The organism is Paraburkholderia sp. IW21 (assembly GCF_041321145.1).
In the GTDB taxonomy this organism is placed as follows: Bacteria; Pseudomonadota; Gammaproteobacteria; order Burkholderiales; family Burkholderiaceae; genus Paraburkholderia.
Genome location: NZ_JBGGWA010000002.1, coordinates 634,894 through 651,439 on the forward strand (window position 1 = coordinate 634,894; position 16,546 = coordinate 651,439).

15 protein-coding genes are annotated in these 16,546 nt (G+C 63.6%); 3 read left to right on the plus strand and 12 right to left on the minus strand.

Features of this window, described 5'->3' with window-relative positions:
• Window positions 1–321 precede the first annotated feature (321 nt).
• Window positions 322–2,661, minus strand: coding sequence for an NADP-dependent malic enzyme (locus tag ACAX43_RS06770; protein WP_370707628.1), 2,340 nt, complete (start codon window positions 2,659–2,661; stop codon window positions 322–324).
• A gap of 207 nt (window positions 2,662–2,868) precedes the next feature.
• Here ACAX43_RS06770 and thiL point away from each other — a divergent pair, with 207 nt between their 5' ends.
• The 3 genes from thiL to ACAX43_RS06785 all read left to right on the plus strand — a co-directional run bounded on the left by thiL (window position 2,869) and on the right by ACAX43_RS06785 (window position 5,006).
• Window positions 2,869–3,867 (plus strand): thiamine-phosphate kinase, encoded by a 999-nt coding sequence (gene thiL, locus ACAX43_RS06775; RefSeq protein ID WP_370707629.1) that lies wholly within the window; start codon window positions 2,869–2,871, stop codon window positions 3,865–3,867.
• Window positions 3,857–4,429 carry a phosphatidylglycerophosphatase A gene (locus ACAX43_RS06780; protein ID WP_370707630.1) on the plus strand — a complete coding sequence of 191 codons (573 nt, stop codon included), beginning with the start codon at window positions 3,857–3,859 and terminating at the stop codon, window positions 4,427–4,429. Before thiL ends, ACAX43_RS06780 begins: the two co-directional genes overlap by 11 nt.
• A gap of 76 nt (window positions 4,430–4,505) precedes the next feature.
• The gene (locus ACAX43_RS06785) at window positions 4,506–5,006 is read left to right on the plus strand and encodes a CinA family protein (RefSeq protein ID WP_370707631.1); all 501 of its coding nucleotides are present in this window, start codon (window positions 4,506–4,508) and stop codon (window positions 5,004–5,006) included.
• 1 nt (window position 5,007) lies between these two features.
• On the opposite strand, the gene pyrF is transcribed toward ACAX43_RS06785, so the two are convergent.
• The 11 genes from pyrF to ACAX43_RS06840 form a co-directional block, all read right to left on the minus strand.
• Window positions 5,008–5,823: an orotidine-5'-phosphate decarboxylase gene (gene pyrF, locus ACAX43_RS06790; protein ID WP_370707632.1), complete on the minus strand. Its 816-nt coding sequence runs from the start codon at window positions 5,821–5,823 to the stop codon at window positions 5,008–5,010.
• Window positions 5,824–5,887: 64 nt separating this feature from the next.
• Complete coding sequence (locus tag ACAX43_RS06795) at window positions 5,888–6,940, minus strand: aldose 1-epimerase (RefSeq protein WP_370707633.1); 1,053 nt, start codon at window positions 6,938–6,940, stop codon at window positions 5,888–5,890.
• Window positions 6,941–7,150: 210 nt separating this feature from the next.
• The gene (locus ACAX43_RS06800) at window positions 7,151–8,092 is read right to left on the minus strand and encodes an SMP-30/gluconolactonase/LRE family protein (protein ID WP_370707634.1); all 942 of its coding nucleotides are present in this window, start codon (window positions 8,090–8,092) and stop codon (window positions 7,151–7,153) included.
• Window positions 8,089–8,889: an SDR family NAD(P)-dependent oxidoreductase gene (locus tag ACAX43_RS06805; protein WP_370707635.1), complete on the minus strand. Its 801-nt coding sequence runs from the start codon at window positions 8,887–8,889 to the stop codon at window positions 8,089–8,091. Before ACAX43_RS06805 ends, ACAX43_RS06800 begins: the two co-directional genes overlap by 4 nt.
• Window positions 8,890–8,940: 51 nt before the next feature.
• Window positions 8,941–9,957: an L-arabinose ABC transporter permease AraH gene (gene araH / locus ACAX43_RS06810; protein ID WP_370707636.1), complete on the minus strand. Its 1,017-nt coding sequence runs from the start codon at window positions 9,955–9,957 to the stop codon at window positions 8,941–8,943.
• A gap of 54 nt (window positions 9,958–10,011) precedes the next feature.
• Window positions 10,012–11,547, minus strand: coding sequence for an L-arabinose ABC transporter ATP-binding protein AraG (gene araG, locus ACAX43_RS06815; protein WP_370707637.1), 1,536 nt, complete (start codon window positions 11,545–11,547; stop codon window positions 10,012–10,014).
• A 203-nt stretch (window positions 11,548–11,750) separates the two neighbouring features.
• On the minus strand, window positions 11,751–12,749 hold the full coding sequence (locus tag ACAX43_RS06820) for an arabinose ABC transporter substrate-binding protein (protein WP_370707638.1): 999 nt from the start codon (window positions 12,747–12,749) through the stop codon (window positions 11,751–11,753).
• Window positions 12,750–12,892: 143 nt separating this feature from the next.
• Complete coding sequence (locus ACAX43_RS06825) at window positions 12,893–13,669, minus strand: SDR family oxidoreductase (RefSeq protein WP_370707639.1); 777 nt, start codon at window positions 13,667–13,669, stop codon at window positions 12,893–12,895.
• Window positions 13,666–14,346 (minus strand): 2-dehydro-3-deoxy-6-phosphogalactonate aldolase, encoded by a 681-nt coding sequence (locus ACAX43_RS06830; RefSeq protein WP_370707640.1) that lies wholly within the window; start codon window positions 14,344–14,346, stop codon window positions 13,666–13,668. Before ACAX43_RS06830 ends, ACAX43_RS06825 begins: the two co-directional genes overlap by 4 nt.
• 36 nt (window positions 14,347–14,382) lie before the next feature.
• Window positions 14,383–15,444 carry a 2-dehydro-3-deoxygalactonokinase gene (locus ACAX43_RS06835; RefSeq protein WP_370707641.1) on the minus strand — a complete coding sequence of 354 codons (1,062 nt, stop codon included), beginning with the start codon at window positions 15,442–15,444 and terminating at the stop codon, window positions 14,383–14,385.
• On the minus strand, window positions 15,441–16,415 hold the full coding sequence (locus ACAX43_RS06840; RefSeq protein WP_370707642.1) for an IclR family transcriptional regulator: 975 nt from the start codon (window positions 16,413–16,415) through the stop codon (window positions 15,441–15,443). Before ACAX43_RS06840 ends, ACAX43_RS06835 begins: the two co-directional genes overlap by 4 nt.
• Between the last annotated feature and the right edge of the window lie 131 nt (window positions 16,416–16,546).

The window sequence follows — 16,546 nt, forward strand, 5'->3', positions numbered from 1 at the left end:
CAGGCAAAAGCCTCCAATCGCGCGGGAAAGGGCCACTGGACAGGCTTTGACGACTTTTGACAGAATATTTAGCCTAGACAGGCTAAACTTAACTTGATGGCGCGAACGGGGACCTAAGCTCACCGGAACACACGCTGCGCCGCTCGTCCCGCTGGTGGGAGCCTTGGGGCTCCCGGCAGTCTCTCGGAGGCGGAATAGTTTTATTCGGCCTTTTTTTGGGTGGCTATCCCCAGTTCACCCACAGGCGTGCCCTTGGCGGGCACGCCTTTTTTTTGCGTGGCGCTCCGTCAGCCGGCGCCATACTTCGGCCCGATTCAAGGATCAGCGGGCCGCGATTACGTCTGCAACCAGCAGCGCCGTCATGTTGACGATGCGGCGAACCGTGGCCGAAGCTGTCAACACGTGCACCGGCTTGGCCGCGCCCAGCAGCATCGGGCCGATCGCAATGTTGTTGCCCGCGGCGGTCTTCAGCAGGTTGTACGAGATGTTGGCCGCATCGATGTTCGGCAGCACCAGCAGGTTCGCGTCGCCTTCGAGCGTCGAGTCGGGCAGCACTTCGCGGCGCAGATTCGCGTCGAGCGCGAGGTCGCCGTGCATTTCGCCGTCCACTTGCAGCTCCGGCGCGCGCTCGCGCAGGATCGCCAGCGTGTTGCGCATTTTCTGCGCGGTCGGCGCATTGCTCGAGCCGAAGTTGGAATGTGACAAGAGCGCAACCTTCGGTTCGATACCGAAACGGCGTACTTCTTCGGCAGCCATGATCGTGATCTCGGCCAACTGTTCCGGCGTCGGATCGACGTTCACGTGCGTGTCGACCAGGAAAATCTGGCGATTCGGCAACACCAGCGCATTCATCGCCGCGTAGACCGCGCAACCTTCGCGCTTGCCGATCACCTGGTCGATGAAGTGCAGGTGACGATGCGTCGTGCTGACCATGCCGCAGATCATGCCGTCGGCCTCGCCCTTTTCCACCAGCATCGCGCCGATCAGCGTGGTGCGGCGGCGCATTTCGAGCTTCGCCATCTGCTGGGTGATGCCCTTGCGGGACATCATTTTGTAGTATTCCTGCCAGAAGTCGCGGTAGCGTTCGTCGTGGTCGGTGTTCACGACCGTGTAGTCCTGCCCCGCGACCAGACGCAGACCGTAGCGCGCAATGCGCTGCTCGATCACCGCCGGACGGCCGATCAGGATCGGCTTGGCGAGCTTTTCGTCGACGATGATCTGCATGGCGCGCAGCACGCGCTCTTCTTCGCCTTCGGCGAACACGATGCGCTTCTTCTCCGGCTCGACGCCACGCGCCAGCTGGAAAATCGGCTTCATGGTCGTGCCGCTGTGATACACGAACTGCTGCAAATGCTGTTCGTACGCTTCCATGTCCTCGATCGGACGCTCGGCGACACCCGAATCCATCGCGGCCTTCGCGACGGCCGGCGCGACCTTGACGATCAGGCGCGGGTCGAACGGCTTCGGAATCAGGTATTCCGGACCAAACGAGAGATCCTGAATGCCGTAAGCCGTCGCGACGATATCGCTCTGCTCCTGGCGCGCCAGTTCGGCGATCGCGTTGACCGCCGCGATTTCCATTTCACGCGTGACTGTCGTCGCGCCGGCATCCAGCGCGCCGCGGAACAGGAACGGGAACACCAGAACGTTGTTCACCTGGTTCGGATAGTCCGTGCGGCCCGTGCAGAGCACCGCGTCCGGACGCACTTCCAGCGCCAGTTCTGGCAGGATTTCCGGCGTCGGGTTGGCCAAAGCCAGAATCAGCGGCTTTTCAGCCATCTGCTTGACCATCTCCTGCTTCAGCACGCCGCCGGCCGACAAGCCGAGGAAAATGTCCGCGCCGCCGATCGCCTCAGCGAGCGTGCGGGCTTCGGTTTCGCGCGCGAAGCGCTCCTTGTCCGGGTCCATCAGTTCGACGCGGCCCTTGTAGACCACGCCGGCCAGGTCGGTGACGGTGATGTTTTCAAGCGGCAAGCCAATGTCGACCAGCAGATCCAGGCAGGCCAGCGCCGCCGCGCCCGCGCCGGACGACACCAGCTTGACCTTCTTGATGTCCTTGCCAACCACCTTCAAACCATTGGTGATCGCCGCCGCGACGACGATCGCCGTGCCGTGCTGGTCGTCGTGAAAGACCGGAATCTTCATGCGCTTGCGGCATTCGCGTTCGACGATGAAGCAGTCCGGCGCCTTGATGTCTTCGAGATTGATACCGCCGAAGGTCGGCTCCAAGGCCGCGATCACCTCGACCAGCTTGTGCGGATCGGACTCGTTCAGCTCGATATCGAACACGTCGATGCCGGCGAACTTCTTGAACAGGACGGCCTTGCCTTCCATGACCGGCTTGGAGGCGAGCGGACCGATATTGCCGAGACCCAGTACCGCCGTGCCGTTCGTGACAACGCCGACCAGGTTGCTGCGCGCGGTGAAACGTGCGGCATTCAGCGGGTTTTCGACGATTTCCTCACACGCGAATGCAACGCCCGGCGAGTAGGCCAGGGCGAGGTCGCGCTGGTTGATCATCTGCTTGGTCGGGGCGATCGCGATCTTCCCGGGGGTCGGGAACTCGTGATAATCGAGGGCGGCTTCGCGGAGTTTGCTATTGACGGGAGTCGACATAAGGCGGGCTTCGAAGTGCGGATTAGAATAGACGTTCGACGGCATTGTAGCCCCAATTGCCGGCTCAATTCCTTCAATACGGGTACAACTGCCGCGACTGAAACATAGCGAAAGGTTGACGTGGCGTGCCTTGCGCCGGCCACGAGTTGAACTGGAGTTGAGTACGAATCGAGTGTTTATCCGTTGGCCTTTCCCTACAATGCGCGCCGTTAGCGGCTTTTCGCTGCACTTATTCGCTCACCCATTGCCACCATGCTCTCCGAGTTCTCGCTGATCGACCGTTTCTTCGCGCGCCGCGCCGCCGCGCCGCCGTCCAACCCCGCAGACGGCTCGCTCGGCATCGGCGACGACTGCGCGCTGCTCGCGCCCCGCCCCGGCGAAATGCTCGCGATATCGACGGACATGCTGGTCGAAGGCCGCCACTTCTTCGCGGATATCGATCCGGAGGCACTCGGTCACAAGGCGCTCGCCGTCAATCTGTCGGACCTGGCGGCAATGGGTGCAAAGCCGCAGGCGTTCACGCTGGCGTTCTCCTTGCCGACGGCGGACGAAGCCTGGCTGGCCGCATTCAGTAACGGGCTCTTCGCGCTGGCCGAGCGCCACGATTGCGCGTTGATCGGCGGCGATACGACGGGTGGCCCTTTGAATCTGTGCATCACCGTATTCGGCAGCGTGCCGCCGCGGGCAGCCCTGCGCCGCGACGCCGCGCAGCCGGGCGACGACATCTGGATCTCCGGCACACTCGGGGACGCGCGAGCCGGCCTGGGTGTGCAGCGCGGCGAGTGGTCCGCGGATGCCAGCGACACGGCAACGTTTCGTCGCGCCCTCGAGCGCCCGGAGCCACGTGTCGCGCTCGGTCTCGCGTTGCGCGGCATCGCGCATGCCGCACTCGATCTGTCGGACGGACTGGCTGGCGATCTGCTGCATATCCTTGAGCGCTCCACGATGCAGGCCACCGTCGACGTCGACGCCGTCCCACGCTCCGCCGCGCTGCGCCGCCTCTCGCCCGAGGTCCAGCGGCGCTGCACGCTGGCCGGCGGCGACGATTACGAACTGTGCTTCACGGCGCCGGTTGCGGCGCGCGCTTCGGTTGAAGCAGCCGGCCGCAAAGTGCCTATACCGGTCACCCGCATCGGTACAATAAGCGCTCTTCAAACGGCGGCCGACCGCCCGGCGATCGGCTGGCGCGATGCCGACGGCGCGCCGCTTACCCTGACGTTGCAAGGCTTCGACCACTTCCATGCAGACTGATCCCCCGCTGGGCCCCGCCGACGATCTTGTCGGCAATCCGCAGCCCAAAGCGCCCGATCCGCGCGCGCCACGTCCTCAGCCGCGCCGCGCCACCGCGCGCTTCATGTTGTCGCATCCACTGCACATTGTGTCGCTGGGCTTTGGCAGCGGTTTGTCGCCGGTTGCGCCGGGCACGATCGGCACGCTGTTCGCCTGGGCATCGTTCGCCGTCTTGAGCCGCTATCTGACCGTGATCGAGTGGGGCGTGCTGATCGTCGCCGGTTTTGTCGGCGGCATTGCGATTTGCGGTTTTACCGCGAAGAAACTCGGCACCGACGATCCGTCGCCGGTCGTGTGGGACGAAATCATCGCGTTCTGGCTGGTGCTGCTGATGGTCACGCCGGTCACGCTGATTGGACAGTTCGGGGCGTTCGTCGTGTTCCGCTTCTTCGACATGGTGAAACCGCCGCCAATCGGCTATTTCGATCGCCGACTGAAAGGTGGCTTTGGCATCATGTTCGATGACCTGGTCGCCGCGTTTTTCACGCTGCTCGTGATTGCCCTCTGGCGCATGTCGGTCTAGCCGGTGCCCGTCGGCCAACGCTCGCAGGGCGCCGGCCGCCGCCGCGCCGCAGTTCCCCGCTTTCCGGATTGACACCATGCCTACCGATTCCGTGGTTCACCAGCTCGCGATTCGCGTGAGCAACCGCCTGCGCGACGAGCGCCTGATGCTCGTCACCGCCGAATCCTGCACGGGCGGCATGGTGGCGACCGCGATCACCGATATTTCCGGCAGCAGCGGCTGGTTCGAGCGTGGCTTCGTCACGTATTCGAATCAGGCGAAGTCCGAAATGATCGGCGTGCCTGCCGATCTGATCGAAAAGCACGGCGCGGTCAGCGAGCACGTAGCGCGCGCGATGGCCGAGGGCGCGCTGCGCAACAGCCGCGCGCAGGTGTCGCTGTCGATTACCGGCGTCGCCGGCCCCGGCGGCGGCACTGAAACCAAGCCGGTCGGCATGGTGTCGTTCGGTTGGAGCAACCGGCTGCATACCTCGGTCGAAACGAAGATCTTCAAGGGCGACCGCGAGAGGATCCGCGTGCAGGCGGCCGCGCATGCCTTGCGCGGCGTGCTGGCTCTGCTCGACGAGCGCGAACATTAAATCAGCGAAACGCGTTGATCCGGTCACGCGTTGCCATCGCGGCTTTCGCCGCGGCCTCGGCGAAATCGTCGTCCTTGCCGGCATAGATAATCGCCCGCGACGAGTTGATCAGCATGCCGGCGCCGTTTGCCGTGCGGCCGGCATTCACCGTGGCCTGAACATCGCCGCCTTGCGCGCCGATGCCGGGAATCAGCAGCGGCATATCGCCGACGATCCCACGCACCGCTTCAATTTCCTTCGGGAAAGTTGCGCCGACCACGAGACCCAGTTGCCCGCTCGCGTTCCACTTGTTCGCCGCCAGTTGCGCGACGACCTGATACAGCGGACGCCCGCCCGTTTCCAGGAACTGCAGATCGGAGCCGCCCGCGTTCGACGTCCGGCACAACACGATCACGCCTTTGCCTTCGTGCTCCAGATACGGCTCGATCGAATCGAAACCCATATACGGATTCACCGTCACCGCATCCGCCTGATAGCGTTCGAACGCCTCACGCGCGTACTGCTCGGCTGTACTGCCGATGTCGCCGCGCTTCGCGTCCAGAATCACCGGCAGTCCCGGGTGGTTCGCATGAATATGCGCGATCAGCTGTTCGAGTTGGTCTTCCGCGCGATGGGCGGCGAAGTACGCGATCTGCGGCTTGAACGACGACGCATACGGCGCGGTCGCATCGACGATGGTGCGGCAGAAGTCGAAAATCGCCTCGGGACGGCCCGCGAGCGCGCCCGGGAATTTGCCGGGCTCGGGGTCGAGGCCGACGCACAGCAGCGAGTTCGTGCGCTGCCAGGCGTCGTTGAGTGTCTGGGTGAAATTGGACATGGTGAGTCTCGCGGCGAGCCGATAACGGAAAGAGGCGCGTATTTTACCCGTCCTGCTCGCCCTGCTATTGCTTGCGCCGCGAACCGCGTGTGCCCGGCATCGAGCGCAAACCGGTCCGTTCGACGGTGAAGCGGAACGTACGAGTCAGCCGCTCGCCGCGTCTTAGCATCGTCATGCCGTTTTCACACGCGCCGCCGGCCAGGTTCATCGCGTTGATCGGATGATCGACCGGTTCGAAGCAGAAGAAGTCTTCGCCGGGTGGCGTGTACAGCACGTAGTAGTCAGTGTCGGCGGCGATATTCAGCGACAGACGGCGCTTGGGCCACACCACCGCCGCCTGCCCGCTCCAGCCCGTGAATGCATGATTGACGATGGCTTCCGGCAGCGGATACGCGACGCCGAATTGCCAGGCGGGTGGCGCCGGCACGTGACGTACCGGCAGCCAGTCGTCGCCGGAGAGCCAAAGGCCGCCGGCCGCCGCCGATAGTTCGGTATCCGCATCGCGCACGAAAAACGGATGCACGCCCAACCCGAACGGCAATGCCTCACGACCGGCGTTTTCGATTTCCAACGTGACGACGAGCGTGGGTCCGTCCAACGTATAGGTTTGCGTCGCGCGGAATGCATACGGTTTGCCGTCGTGGCGATCGAGCGTCAGGCGCACGTTTTCGCGGTCCGAATCGGCCACCTGCCATGCGGACAGCCAACCATCGCCATGAATCGGCAACGGTTCGTCGGCGCGATTGCACGGCACCTCGACACGCCGCCCCGCCACACTGAATTGGCCGCCGCCGATCCGGTTCGAATACGGCAGCAGCGGATAGCAGGCCAGCTGATTCGGCTGGGTATCCGCGGCGACGTGGCGGCAGCGCCGGAAGATCGGCGTGAGCGCGCCGTCGTTGCGCCAGTCGAAACGGGTGACGCCGCCGCCGAGCGTCGGCGCGACATCGAGCCGCAGATGCGCATTGGCGAGCGTAATGCACGCGAGCTCACCACCGCTCGCTTCGCCGACCGCCACCGCCGACGTACTGGGCCCCGGCAGCACCGGATTGGCCGCTGCGTTGAGTCGCGCGCGTCGGGTCTGGGAAGAAGCGGAAACAAGATTCGGAACAGTCATATCTGGCTCCATCGAGAGGCGGGGGACGTTGCCGTCATTGCTGACGGATGCTGTAGGGCGATTTTTTGAACCGGTCGCCTCTGGGTCCGAACTGCATGCTGCCGATTTGCTGCCACTGGGTCTGCGACGTCAATTTTTTGATCCACATTCAAAGTCACTGCTCGACTGCTCTACGCTGCTGCCTCGACACCGACGCTGCGTCAAATTGCGCTATGCGGGCGCGCCCTGGAACACCGGCTCCGGCAAACCTCGTCGGCCGGGCGTCGCGATGAACACGCCACCGGCACGAGAATCGCCGGCGAGCGCAGCAGCGTCGAGATCGGCGCGCGCGCTCGTGATGTACAGCGTGCCTAGTTGCTGCCGTCCCGAAGGAAGCCTCCTTGAAGGACCGCCGAACGCGACGCAGCTCGGCTGCGCAGTCGGCACGTCGACACGCTCGGTTTCCACGCCATCGGGGCCGTACCGCACCACTCGTCTGCCACCCCATTGCGCGTTCCACAAGCCGCCGTCGCGGTCGACGGTCGAGCCGTCGGGCTCACCAGTGGCGTCGGTCAGTGTCGTGAACAGGCGGTCGTTGTCGATGCTGCCGTTCGCGCGATAGTCGCAGACGCGAATTTCACGCGTCGGCGAATCGCAGTAGTACATCGTCGCGCCGTCGGGACTGAACGCGATGCTGTTCGAGATCGCCGGCGCGGGTAACGGCAGACGCTCCAACGACAAATCATGATTCAGACGATAAAACCCGCCGACCGCTTGCAACGGCGAGCCTTCGTCTTTGGTACCGAATACAAAGCGCCCCTGACGGTCGCAGCGGCCGTCGTTCACACGCGTGTTCAAGCCGGGCTCGATATCGACGATCCGGTGCGTCTCGCCGGTTGCCAGATCGAAGAACGCCAGATGCGTCGCCAAACCGAGCAACAGGTAGTGCGGATCGGCACACAGCGCAAATGTGGCGAGCCGCTCGGGCATGCGCCAGAACATGATGCGGCCGTCGCCCGGGTCATGGCGCCACAGGCGCGCGCCTTCGATATCGGTCCAGTAGAAGCGGCCCGATTTCGCGCACCACGTGGCGCCTTCGCCGAGCGTGCATTTCGTGTCGAGCAGCAGCGCCGCGCGGTGCGTACGCAAACCCGCACGCGCGCCCGCGCTCACGCCCAGCCTCCGTCGACGACGATGTCCTGCGCGGTGATCATCCTGCTATCGTCGGCGGCGAGGAACAGCGCCATGCGCGCGAGGTCGGCGGGTTCCAGTTCAGCGTCGATGCACTGACCTTCCTTGATCGAGCGACGGCCCGCGTCGTCGAGCCACAAACGCTTCTGCTTCTCCGTCATCACCCAGCCCGGCACCAGCGTATTGACGCGGATGTTGAAGTGGCCAAGGTCGCGCGCAAGGCCGCGCGTCAAACCCTGCACCGCCGATTTCGACATCACGTACACCGGATAGCCGCCGTTTTTCAGCATCCAGCTAATCGAGCCGAGATTGATGATCGAACCGCTGCTGGCGGCCTTCATGTCTTCCATCACTGCCTGCGCCGCGAAGAACTGGTGACGGATATTCACCGCGATGCCCGCGTCGAACGATTCGGCGGTCACTTCACCGATCGTGTGACGTTTGTCGTTAGCCGCGTTGTTCACCAGCGCCTGAATCGGGCCGAGCGCGCCCTTGACGTCGGCGATCGCTTTTTGCAGTGCGTCGACATCCGTTAGATCACAGGGCAAGAACAGCGGCTTGTGCTTCGAATCACCGAGTTCGTCGGCGAGTGCTTCGCCCGCGGTCGCATCGATATCGAAGAAGGCGACGCGCGCACCTTGCGCCGCGAAATGCTCGACGAACGATGCGCCGATACCGGTCGCGCCGCCCGTAATCAACACCGTTCGGTCGACGAGACTCGGATAGCGGGCAAACGCCTTATCCGCGAGACGGTCGTTTGCATTGGCCGGTGACGACATCGTTCGATTCCTTTTAGAGCAAGTGAGTGAGTGCCGGGTCGAGTCGCGGATTCAGTCCCGCGAGCCGCGGTTCTTCAACTGGTCGAGCAGCACGGCGGCCAGCAGGATCGCGCCACGCACGAGGTATTGATAGAACGCGTCGATGTTCATCAGGTTCATCACGTTCTCGACCGTACCCATGATCAGCACGCCGATCACCACGCCCGAGATCGTCGCGCGACCACCGAGCAGCGACACGCCCCCCAGCACGCAAGCCGAAATCACGTTCAGCTCGAAACCTTCCGCCGCATTCGGCTGACCCGACGTAATCCGCGAAGCCAGAATCACACCGGCCAGCGCGGTCACCGCGCCCTGAATCAGGAAGATATAAACGCGTGTGCGTTCGACGTTGATACCGGCAAGACGCGAGGCTTCCGGATTGCCGCCGATTGCCAGGGTATTGCGGCCGTACACGGTCTGGTTGAGCATCACGCCGAACACGATGAAGCACAGCAGCGTGACCCAGATCGGCAGCGACACGCCGAAGAAGCTCAAACCGCCCAGCGCGATAAACGTCTCCGACGACACACCGACCGCCTGCCCGTGCGACACGATAAAACCGAGACCGCGGACGATTTCCATCGTCGCCAGGGTTGTAATCAGCGCGTTGATGCGCAGATAGGCGATCACCGCGCCGTTGACGAAGCCGATCACCCCGCCTGCCGCCACCGCGGCAATGATCGCGATAAACGTATTACCGGTCGCGTTCAACACCATCGCGCACAAGACGCCGGCGAACGCGACCGTCGAACCTACCGACAAGTCGAAATCGCGTGACGCGAGGCAGAACATCATCGTGCACGCGACCATGCCGATCTGCGAGATCGACAGCGCGAGGCCGAGCATGTTCTCGATCGAGAAGAAGTGATCGACGGTCAGCGACATCGTGACGAACATGATCACAAAGATCACGATCAAGCTGTACTCCGTGATCTGCTGCCACCATTTCGCCTTGTCGTTCGACTGCGGAATCAGCGCTTCGGCCGCGCCTTTGGCGGCTTGTTGCGCGAGGTTTTCTCTGGCTTGCATTTTGAAGACTCCTCCCGTTCCCCACGGGTTGCCGGACTTTCGTCCAAATAATGTTCAGGCCGCCTGACTGGCGGCGGCGGTTGTGGGCAGCGCGGTCGAGCTCTGCGGCAATGCGAGGCCCAACACAGATTGTTCCGTTGCGTCTTTACGCGCCAGCTCGCCGGAAATCCGTCCCTGGCGCATCACGACAATCCGGTCGGACACACCGAGCACTTCCGGCAATTCCGACGAAATCATCACGATCGCGCAGCCGCGTTCGGCGAGCTGATAAATCACGTTATAGATCTCATGCTTCGCGCCGACGTCGATCCCGCGCGTCGGTTCGTCGAGAATCACCACTTTCAGATCCGGCTCGGCGAGCCAGCGCGACAGAATCGCCTTCTGCTGGTTGCCGCCCGACAGGAAGCGAATCTTCTGGCGCCGGCTCGGCGTCTTGATTTTCAGCAGTTTGATAAAACGGTCCGCGGTTTCCGCTTCTTTCTTGCGATCGAGGAACATGCCCGCGCGCAGATAGTGACGGCGGCAACTGATGTTGATGTTCTCCGACACCGTGGCCATCGCGACAATGCCTTCTTCCTTGCGATCTTCCGGACACAGCACGATGCCGTGTTTAATCGCTTCGCCCGCGCTGCGCACCTTGATCGGCTTGCCGTCGAGCATCAGTTCGCCGCCCTTCTTGCGATCGGCGCCGTACACGAGGTGCATCAGTTCGCTGCGGCCCGCGCCTACCAGACCGAAGAAGCCGACGATCTCGCCGCGCCGCACTTCGAAGCTGGCCGGTTGCGTGAGCGCATGGCCTTCGATCGCTTTCGCCGCGAAGCGCACTTCGCCTAGCGGACGCGCTGAATAGCTGTAGATGTCGGCGATTTCACGTCCGACCATTTCGCTGACGATGGTGTCGCGCGAGACGCCTTGTAGCGTGGGATGCGAAGCGATCTTGCGGCCATCGCGGAAGATCGTGCAGGCGTCGCACAGCTCGTAAATCTCGTCCATCCGGTGCGAGATGTAGATCATCGCGCGGTTGTCGGCGCGCAGGTCGCGCACCAGCTTGAACAGCACTTCGGTCTCGCGGTGCGACAGCGAGCTGGTCGGTTCATCGAGTGCGATCACACGTGCGTTACGCAGCAGCGCCTTGCAGATTTCGACCATCTGTCGTTGCGCGATCGAGAGCTTGCGCAGCTTCGCATTCGGATCGAGCCCCACGCCCATCGCTTCGAGCCGTTCGCGCACGAAGCGTTTCGCTTGGCGCTTGTTGACCCAGCCGAGCGAGTTCGGCAACTGGCCGAGCAGCAGATTTTCCGCGACCGTCAGATCGGGCACGTATTGCAGTTCCTGGTGAATCACCGCGATCCCCGCCGCGATCGACGAAGCGGCGCTCGTGAAGCGCACCTCGTTGCCGTCGATCATCACGCGGCCCGAATCGGGCTGGTATTCACCGCCGAGAATTTTCAGCAGGGTCGATTTCCCTGCGCCGTTTTCGCCCATCAGGCCGTGCACCTGGCCGACGTTGACGTCGAAGGACACACCGTCGAGCGCGCGCACGCCTGGAAAGACTTTGCCGATATTGTCAAAACGTAGCGTCGCTGACACTTCGCCTCCTGTGTCGATCAGAGTTAGCGCTTCAGCGCTTACTCTGATCCCATACAAAGTTGTCGATCAGAGTTAGTGCTTTAGCACTTACTCTGATCCCATACATAGTTGTCGACCAGAGTTAGTGCTTCAGCGCTTACTCTGATCCCATACAAAAATGCCGCACCGGCGGTTCACTTCACTGCACCGCGGTAAAGGACAACTTACTTCGATGCAAGGCCCATCTTTTCGCGCACCTCACCCACGTTGGCACGCGTGGCCAGCATGCCGGTCGTCAGCGTGAGCATCGGCGGTTCCTTGCCTTGCGTGATCCAGTCGTACATCAGCGTCGAGGTTTCTTCGCCGTGACGCTTCGGGCTGATGATGACCGTGCCGTAGAAGCCGGTCGGGGTGGGCTTCTTGAACTCGTTCAATGCCGAGTCAGAACCGCCGATGCCGATACCGATCATGTTGTCCGCCTTGAAACCGCGGCCTTCCGCTGCGCGCACCGCGCCCAGCACGCCTTCGTCGTTCAGCGCGTAAGCCACCCAGTGCTTGAAGTTCGGGTTCTTCGTCAGCGCGATATTGGCGGCGTTGAAGGCGTTTTCCGTGTCGGTCTTCGCTTGCGGCGCGGCGATGATGTTCGCCTTCGGGAAGCCGGCGGCGATCAGCGCGTCGGTCGCGCCGCTGGTGCGGTCATGCGCGGTCGGCAACTGTTCGTAGGTCACGTCGATCGCGCCCACATCTTTCATGTCCCAGCCGCGCTTCTTGATTTCCGCAGCCAGGCCGTCGCCGACCTGCTTGCCGATGTTGTACGCCGAGATGCCCATATGCGGCACCGATGCGATCGGCTTGCCCGCGCCGTCGACCAGACGATCGTCGACCGTCATCATCTTCAGGCCGTCGGCCTTCGCCTTGGCGACGATGCCCGGGCCGAGCTTGACGTCGGGCGTGCAGATCACGAAGCCTTGCGCTTTCTGAGCCGACAGATTGTCGATGGCGCTCATCACCTTCTCACCCGACGGTGCGCCGATCTTCACCAGCGTGAAACCCTTCTCCTTGGCGGCCATTTCGGCGAACTTCCATTCGTCCTGGAACCACGGTTCTTCCGGCTGCTTCACGAGGAAGCCGATCTTGACCGGATCGGCGGCTTGCGCGACCGGTGCGTTGAAGAGCACACCCGCCGCCGCTGCTGCCAGCGTGAGGAAAATTCTTCGTTTCATGATGCGTGTCTCCTGACTAATTGATAACGAGAAGGTATCGGCCGCGTCTTCTTGTACCGGTTGTGACACACGCGGCCAACGCGTCGTCCGGTGTACTGTTGCGCCCCTGCGCATCCTCATGCTGCGTGCTGCGTACTGCAAAATCAGTCGTGATACAGCGCCGAGCGCCCGCCATCCACGGTGATGCAGGTGGCGTTGATGAACGGCGCTTCGTCCGATGCAAGGAACACCGCCGTCATCGCCACTTCTTCCGGGCGGCCGATGCGCTTCATCGGTTGCAGATCGAGCGTCGCTTGCTGCGCGGCGGCCGGATCGGCTTGTTCGTTCCACCAGTCGTGCGTCAACTGCGTTTCGATATAACCCGGCGCAATCGCGTTGACCCGCACGTTGCGCGGCGCGTACTCGATCCCGAGCGCACGCGTCAAACCGAGCACGCCGTGCTTCGCCACCGGGTACGGAAAACATCCCGGAATGATCTTGAACGCATGCGTCGACGCAATATTCACTATGCTGCCCGCGCCGCGTTCCACCATCCCCGGCAACACCGCGCGACAACCATTCCAGACGCCGTCGAGATCGACTGCGAAGCAGCGGCGCCAGTCGTCGTCGGTCATCGTCAGCGGATCGCAGAACACGTTGATGCCGGCGTTGTTGATCAGCACGTCAAGCGCGCCGAACGCCTGTTCGGCCTCGCTCACCGCGTGCTGAACCGAAGCGGATTGCGTCACATCCGTCTGCACCGCCAGCACGCGTCCGCCGGTTTGCGCCTTGATCTGCGCCGCCGTCCGCTGGGCGGTTTCGATATCCAGTTCAGCCAGCACGACCGCCGCGCCCTCACGCGCAAACGCCAGCGCGATGGCCGCACCGATGCCGCGCCCAGCGCCCGTGATCAACGCAACCTTGTCGGCGAGCCGCTTCATTTCTTTGCGCCTGCTCGAGCGATGCGCAAACCGTTGATGAACGCCCTCGCGTGCGAAGCCGTCACCGCCACGCTCTGACCCGGCTTGTACAGCGCCGAGCCGAGCCCGAAACCGTTCGCGCCGGCGCTGAGAAACGGGCCCATGTTGTCCGGCGTGATCCCCCCGACTGGCACCAGCGGCACTTGCGCCGCGATTACCGCGCGCCACGCCTTCACGACCTGGCAGCCGAGTTGTTCGGCGGGGAACATCTTCAGCACGTCCGCGCCGTTTTTCAGCGCGATGAAAGCTTCGTTCGGCGTCGCCACGCCCGGCGCGCACGCCATGCCTTGCGCTTTCGCAGCACTGACGACTTCCGGATCGCTATGCGGCATCACGATCAGTTCGCCGCCCGCCGACTTCACGTCGTTGACGAAACTCGGATGCAGCACCGTGCCCGCACCGATGATGGCGTCGGCCGGCAGAGCCTTGCGGATCGCCGCGATGCTGTCGAACGGTTGCGGCGAATTCAACGGCACTTCGATGATGCGAAAGCCGGCTTCGTACAGCGCCTGGCCATGCTCGGCCGCATCGGCGGGCGTCACGCCGCGCATGATCGCGATCAGCGGACAGACCTCGAACGCCGCGATCAAACCCGCGTGGGGCATGTACGGAGCGGGCAGATTGATGTGAGGTTGCATGTCGGTTCCTTGTTTCATGAGCGGCGGCGCTGCCGGTTAGCCGACGTGCGCCGCTTGGGGCGCGGGATTGACGAGCCCCGCCTGGATGGCGATGCGCCACAAACCACGCTCGGTCGCGTGCTTCACCAGCACCGCTTGAGTGCAGCTGAATTGCGCCAGCGCGAGGCGATAGCGTTCGCATAGCGCTTCATTGCCGATCAGGCGCAAGCGCTGCCCGACCAGCGAGTTTTGCTGCTGCGTGAGTACGGCTTCGAGGCCCGCCAGTTCGTGCCCGATCAGCAAGCCCGACAGATAGTCCGGCTGCTGCTCGCGCGACAGTTGTCCGGTGAGGCCGAGCGTGCGGGCGCTGAATACGGTCGCCAGCATGCCCGTCTGACCTTTGTCACGGGCGATGTTCACGCCATGCAGAAACGCATCGATATCCGGACGATCCGGCGTGGTCATCGTGCGGCCGAGGATGGTGTGTTCGCGCAATGCCGCGAACACTTCACCGGTCATGAAGGTATAAAAACGTTCGATGCAGCCGGCCTTCACGACGGCCCATTTCGCGTGGGTGCCAGGTAAGCCGATCAATGCACGCTTACCGCTATCTGCGGCGTTGGCATCCGGGCCGAGCGCGCCGAAAATCTGCGTTTCTTCGCCGCGCATCACGTTCGGCAGTTCACCACGTTGCAGGACGCCTGGCACGATGTGCAACGCCGCGCCGCACGCGGCTTGTACGCGGACGATCCCGGCAACCAGCGCATCGGCGCTCGCCGGTACGTCGACGTATGGCGCGTCGACCCAGCCTTGCGCGCTGCCGACCATGCCGGCCGCGATCACCGGGACGGCCGGCGCCCGTTCGAGCCAGGCCCCGCATGCGTCATCGAACGCGGCATCGAAGCCGCCATGCTCGGCGCTGCGCGGCAAATTCATGATGCCGGCCGTCGAGGCGCGCATCGCCAGTACCTTGCCGGCTGCGTCGAAAAGATACGCGCGCAGCGACGTCGTGCCCCAGTCGAGCGCGATGAGCGCCGCGTGCTGGAGGGTCGCGTCGGCGGCCACCGCGGCGTCATTCACCGGGTTGACCGCTTGCGTGAGAGAACCCGCTTGCTTCATCGCTTGATCCTGCGGGTTGTCGGCTGCGGAGCGCGCCAGCCGAGTTCTTCCGAGATTGCGCGCGCTTCGCGCTGCACGACCGGAATCAGTTCATCCATGCGTTCGAGCGGCATATACGGAATCGTGCTCGCCACCGACAGCGCCGCGACCACCGCACCCGACGCATCACGCACGGGCGCCGCGACGCAACGGATCGACGCTTCGTTTTCTTCGAGGTCGAAGGTGTAGCCGCCGGCGGCGTAGTTGGTCATGCGCTGCATGAAGGTCAGCGCGTCTGGGCGGTTATCCGGCTTGAAAGTGACGCTGGCGAGCGCGCGCCGCGATGCTTCGAAGAGCGACTGCCAGACGTCGGGCGTGAGGTCGAGCATCATGGCTTTGCCGATACCCGTCGACGCCAGCGGCATCCGGTGACCGACGCGCGAGCGCATTTCGAGCCCACGGGTGCCGGGAATCTTGTCGATGTACAGCACGTCGTCGCCATCGCGCACGCCGAGGTGGATCGTATCGAGCGTCTGCTCGGCGAGCGATTCGAGATGCTGGCGCGCGACGGCGGTGAGCGGCATCTGTTCGAGCGCGATGGTGCCGAGTTCGATCAGCTTCGGACCGAGCAGATAGCCGCCTTGCACCTGACGCAGATAGCGCGCCTGCACGAGGCTGCTCACCAGCCGATGAGTGGTGCTGCGGGTGGTGCCGAGTGCGGCACCGAAGGTGCGCAGATCGCGCACGCCGGCGGCGGCGGCTTCCAGAATCGCCAGTCCGCGCAGGAGCGTTTGCGTGCCGGCTTGTTGCGGCGTGACGTCGAGCAACGTGCTGGGCAACGCGATTTCGTTTGCCACGACCGGTTGCGCGCTGGAGCGCGGGGCTTTGGCGGCGTGGGGCTGCTGCGGCGTGGCGCGGGACACGTGATCGGCTGACAGCGCCAGATCGGCTTCGGACTCACTTGCGACGTGAGTGGGCATCGCTTTGTTCATGGCGATTGGCTTTTGAGGTGGTTTTTTGCGCTTACAGCGCGGGGCCGGAGAGGGAGCCTGTTTTGCTTGCGGCGCGGTGAGTGTCGCGTGTGTCGCAGGCGTGGGGGTGCTGCCTTTGGGTCTTAGGCATG

Bases quoted from the DNA above. Each gene is read 5' to 3' on its own strand.
- ACAX43_RS06770 (WP_370707628.1), bottom strand. From the start codon at position 2,661: ATGCCGTCGAACGTCTATTCTAATCCGCACTTCGAAGCCCGCCTTATG.
- ACAX43_RS06795 (WP_370707633.1), bottom strand. From the start codon at position 6,940: ATGACTGTTCCGAATCTTGTTTCCGCTTCTTCCCAGACCCGACGCGCG.
- pyrF (WP_370707632.1), bottom strand. From the start codon at position 5,823: ATGTCCAATTTCACCCAGACACTCAACGACGCCTGGCAGCGCACGAAC.
- ACAX43_RS06785 (WP_370707631.1), top strand. From the start codon at position 4,506: ATGCCTACCGATTCCGTGGTTCACCAGCTCGCGATTCGCGTGAGCAAC.
- araH (WP_370707636.1), bottom strand. From the start codon at position 9,957: ATGCAAGCCAGAGAAAACCTCGCGCAACAAGCCGCCAAAGGCGCGGCC.
- ACAX43_RS06840 (WP_370707642.1), bottom strand. From the start codon at position 16,415: ATGAACAAAGCGATGCCCACTCACGTCGCAAGTGAGTCCGAAGCCGAT.
- ACAX43_RS06780 (WP_370707630.1), top strand. From the start codon at position 3,857: ATGCAGACTGATCCCCCGCTGGGCCCCGCCGACGATCTTGTCGGCAAT.
- thiL (WP_370707629.1), top strand. From the start codon at position 2,869: ATGCTCTCCGAGTTCTCGCTGATCGACCGTTTCTTCGCGCGCCGCGCC.
- ACAX43_RS06825 (WP_370707639.1), bottom strand. From the start codon at position 13,669: ATGAAGCGGCTCGCCGACAAGGTTGCGTTGATCACGGGCGCTGGGCGC.
- ACAX43_RS06830 (WP_370707640.1), bottom strand. From the start codon at position 14,346: ATGCAACCTCACATCAATCTGCCCGCTCCGTACATGCCCCACGCGGGT.
- ACAX43_RS06820 (WP_370707638.1), bottom strand. From the start codon at position 12,749: ATGAAACGAAGAATTTTCCTCACGCTGGCAGCAGCGGCGGCGGGTGTG.
- ACAX43_RS06835 (WP_370707641.1), bottom strand. From the start codon at position 15,444: ATGAAGCAAGCGGGTTCTCTCACGCAAGCGGTCAACCCGGTGAATGAC.
- ACAX43_RS06805 (WP_370707635.1), bottom strand. From the start codon at position 8,889: ATGTCGTCACCGGCCAATGCAAACGACCGTCTCGCGGATAAGGCGTTT.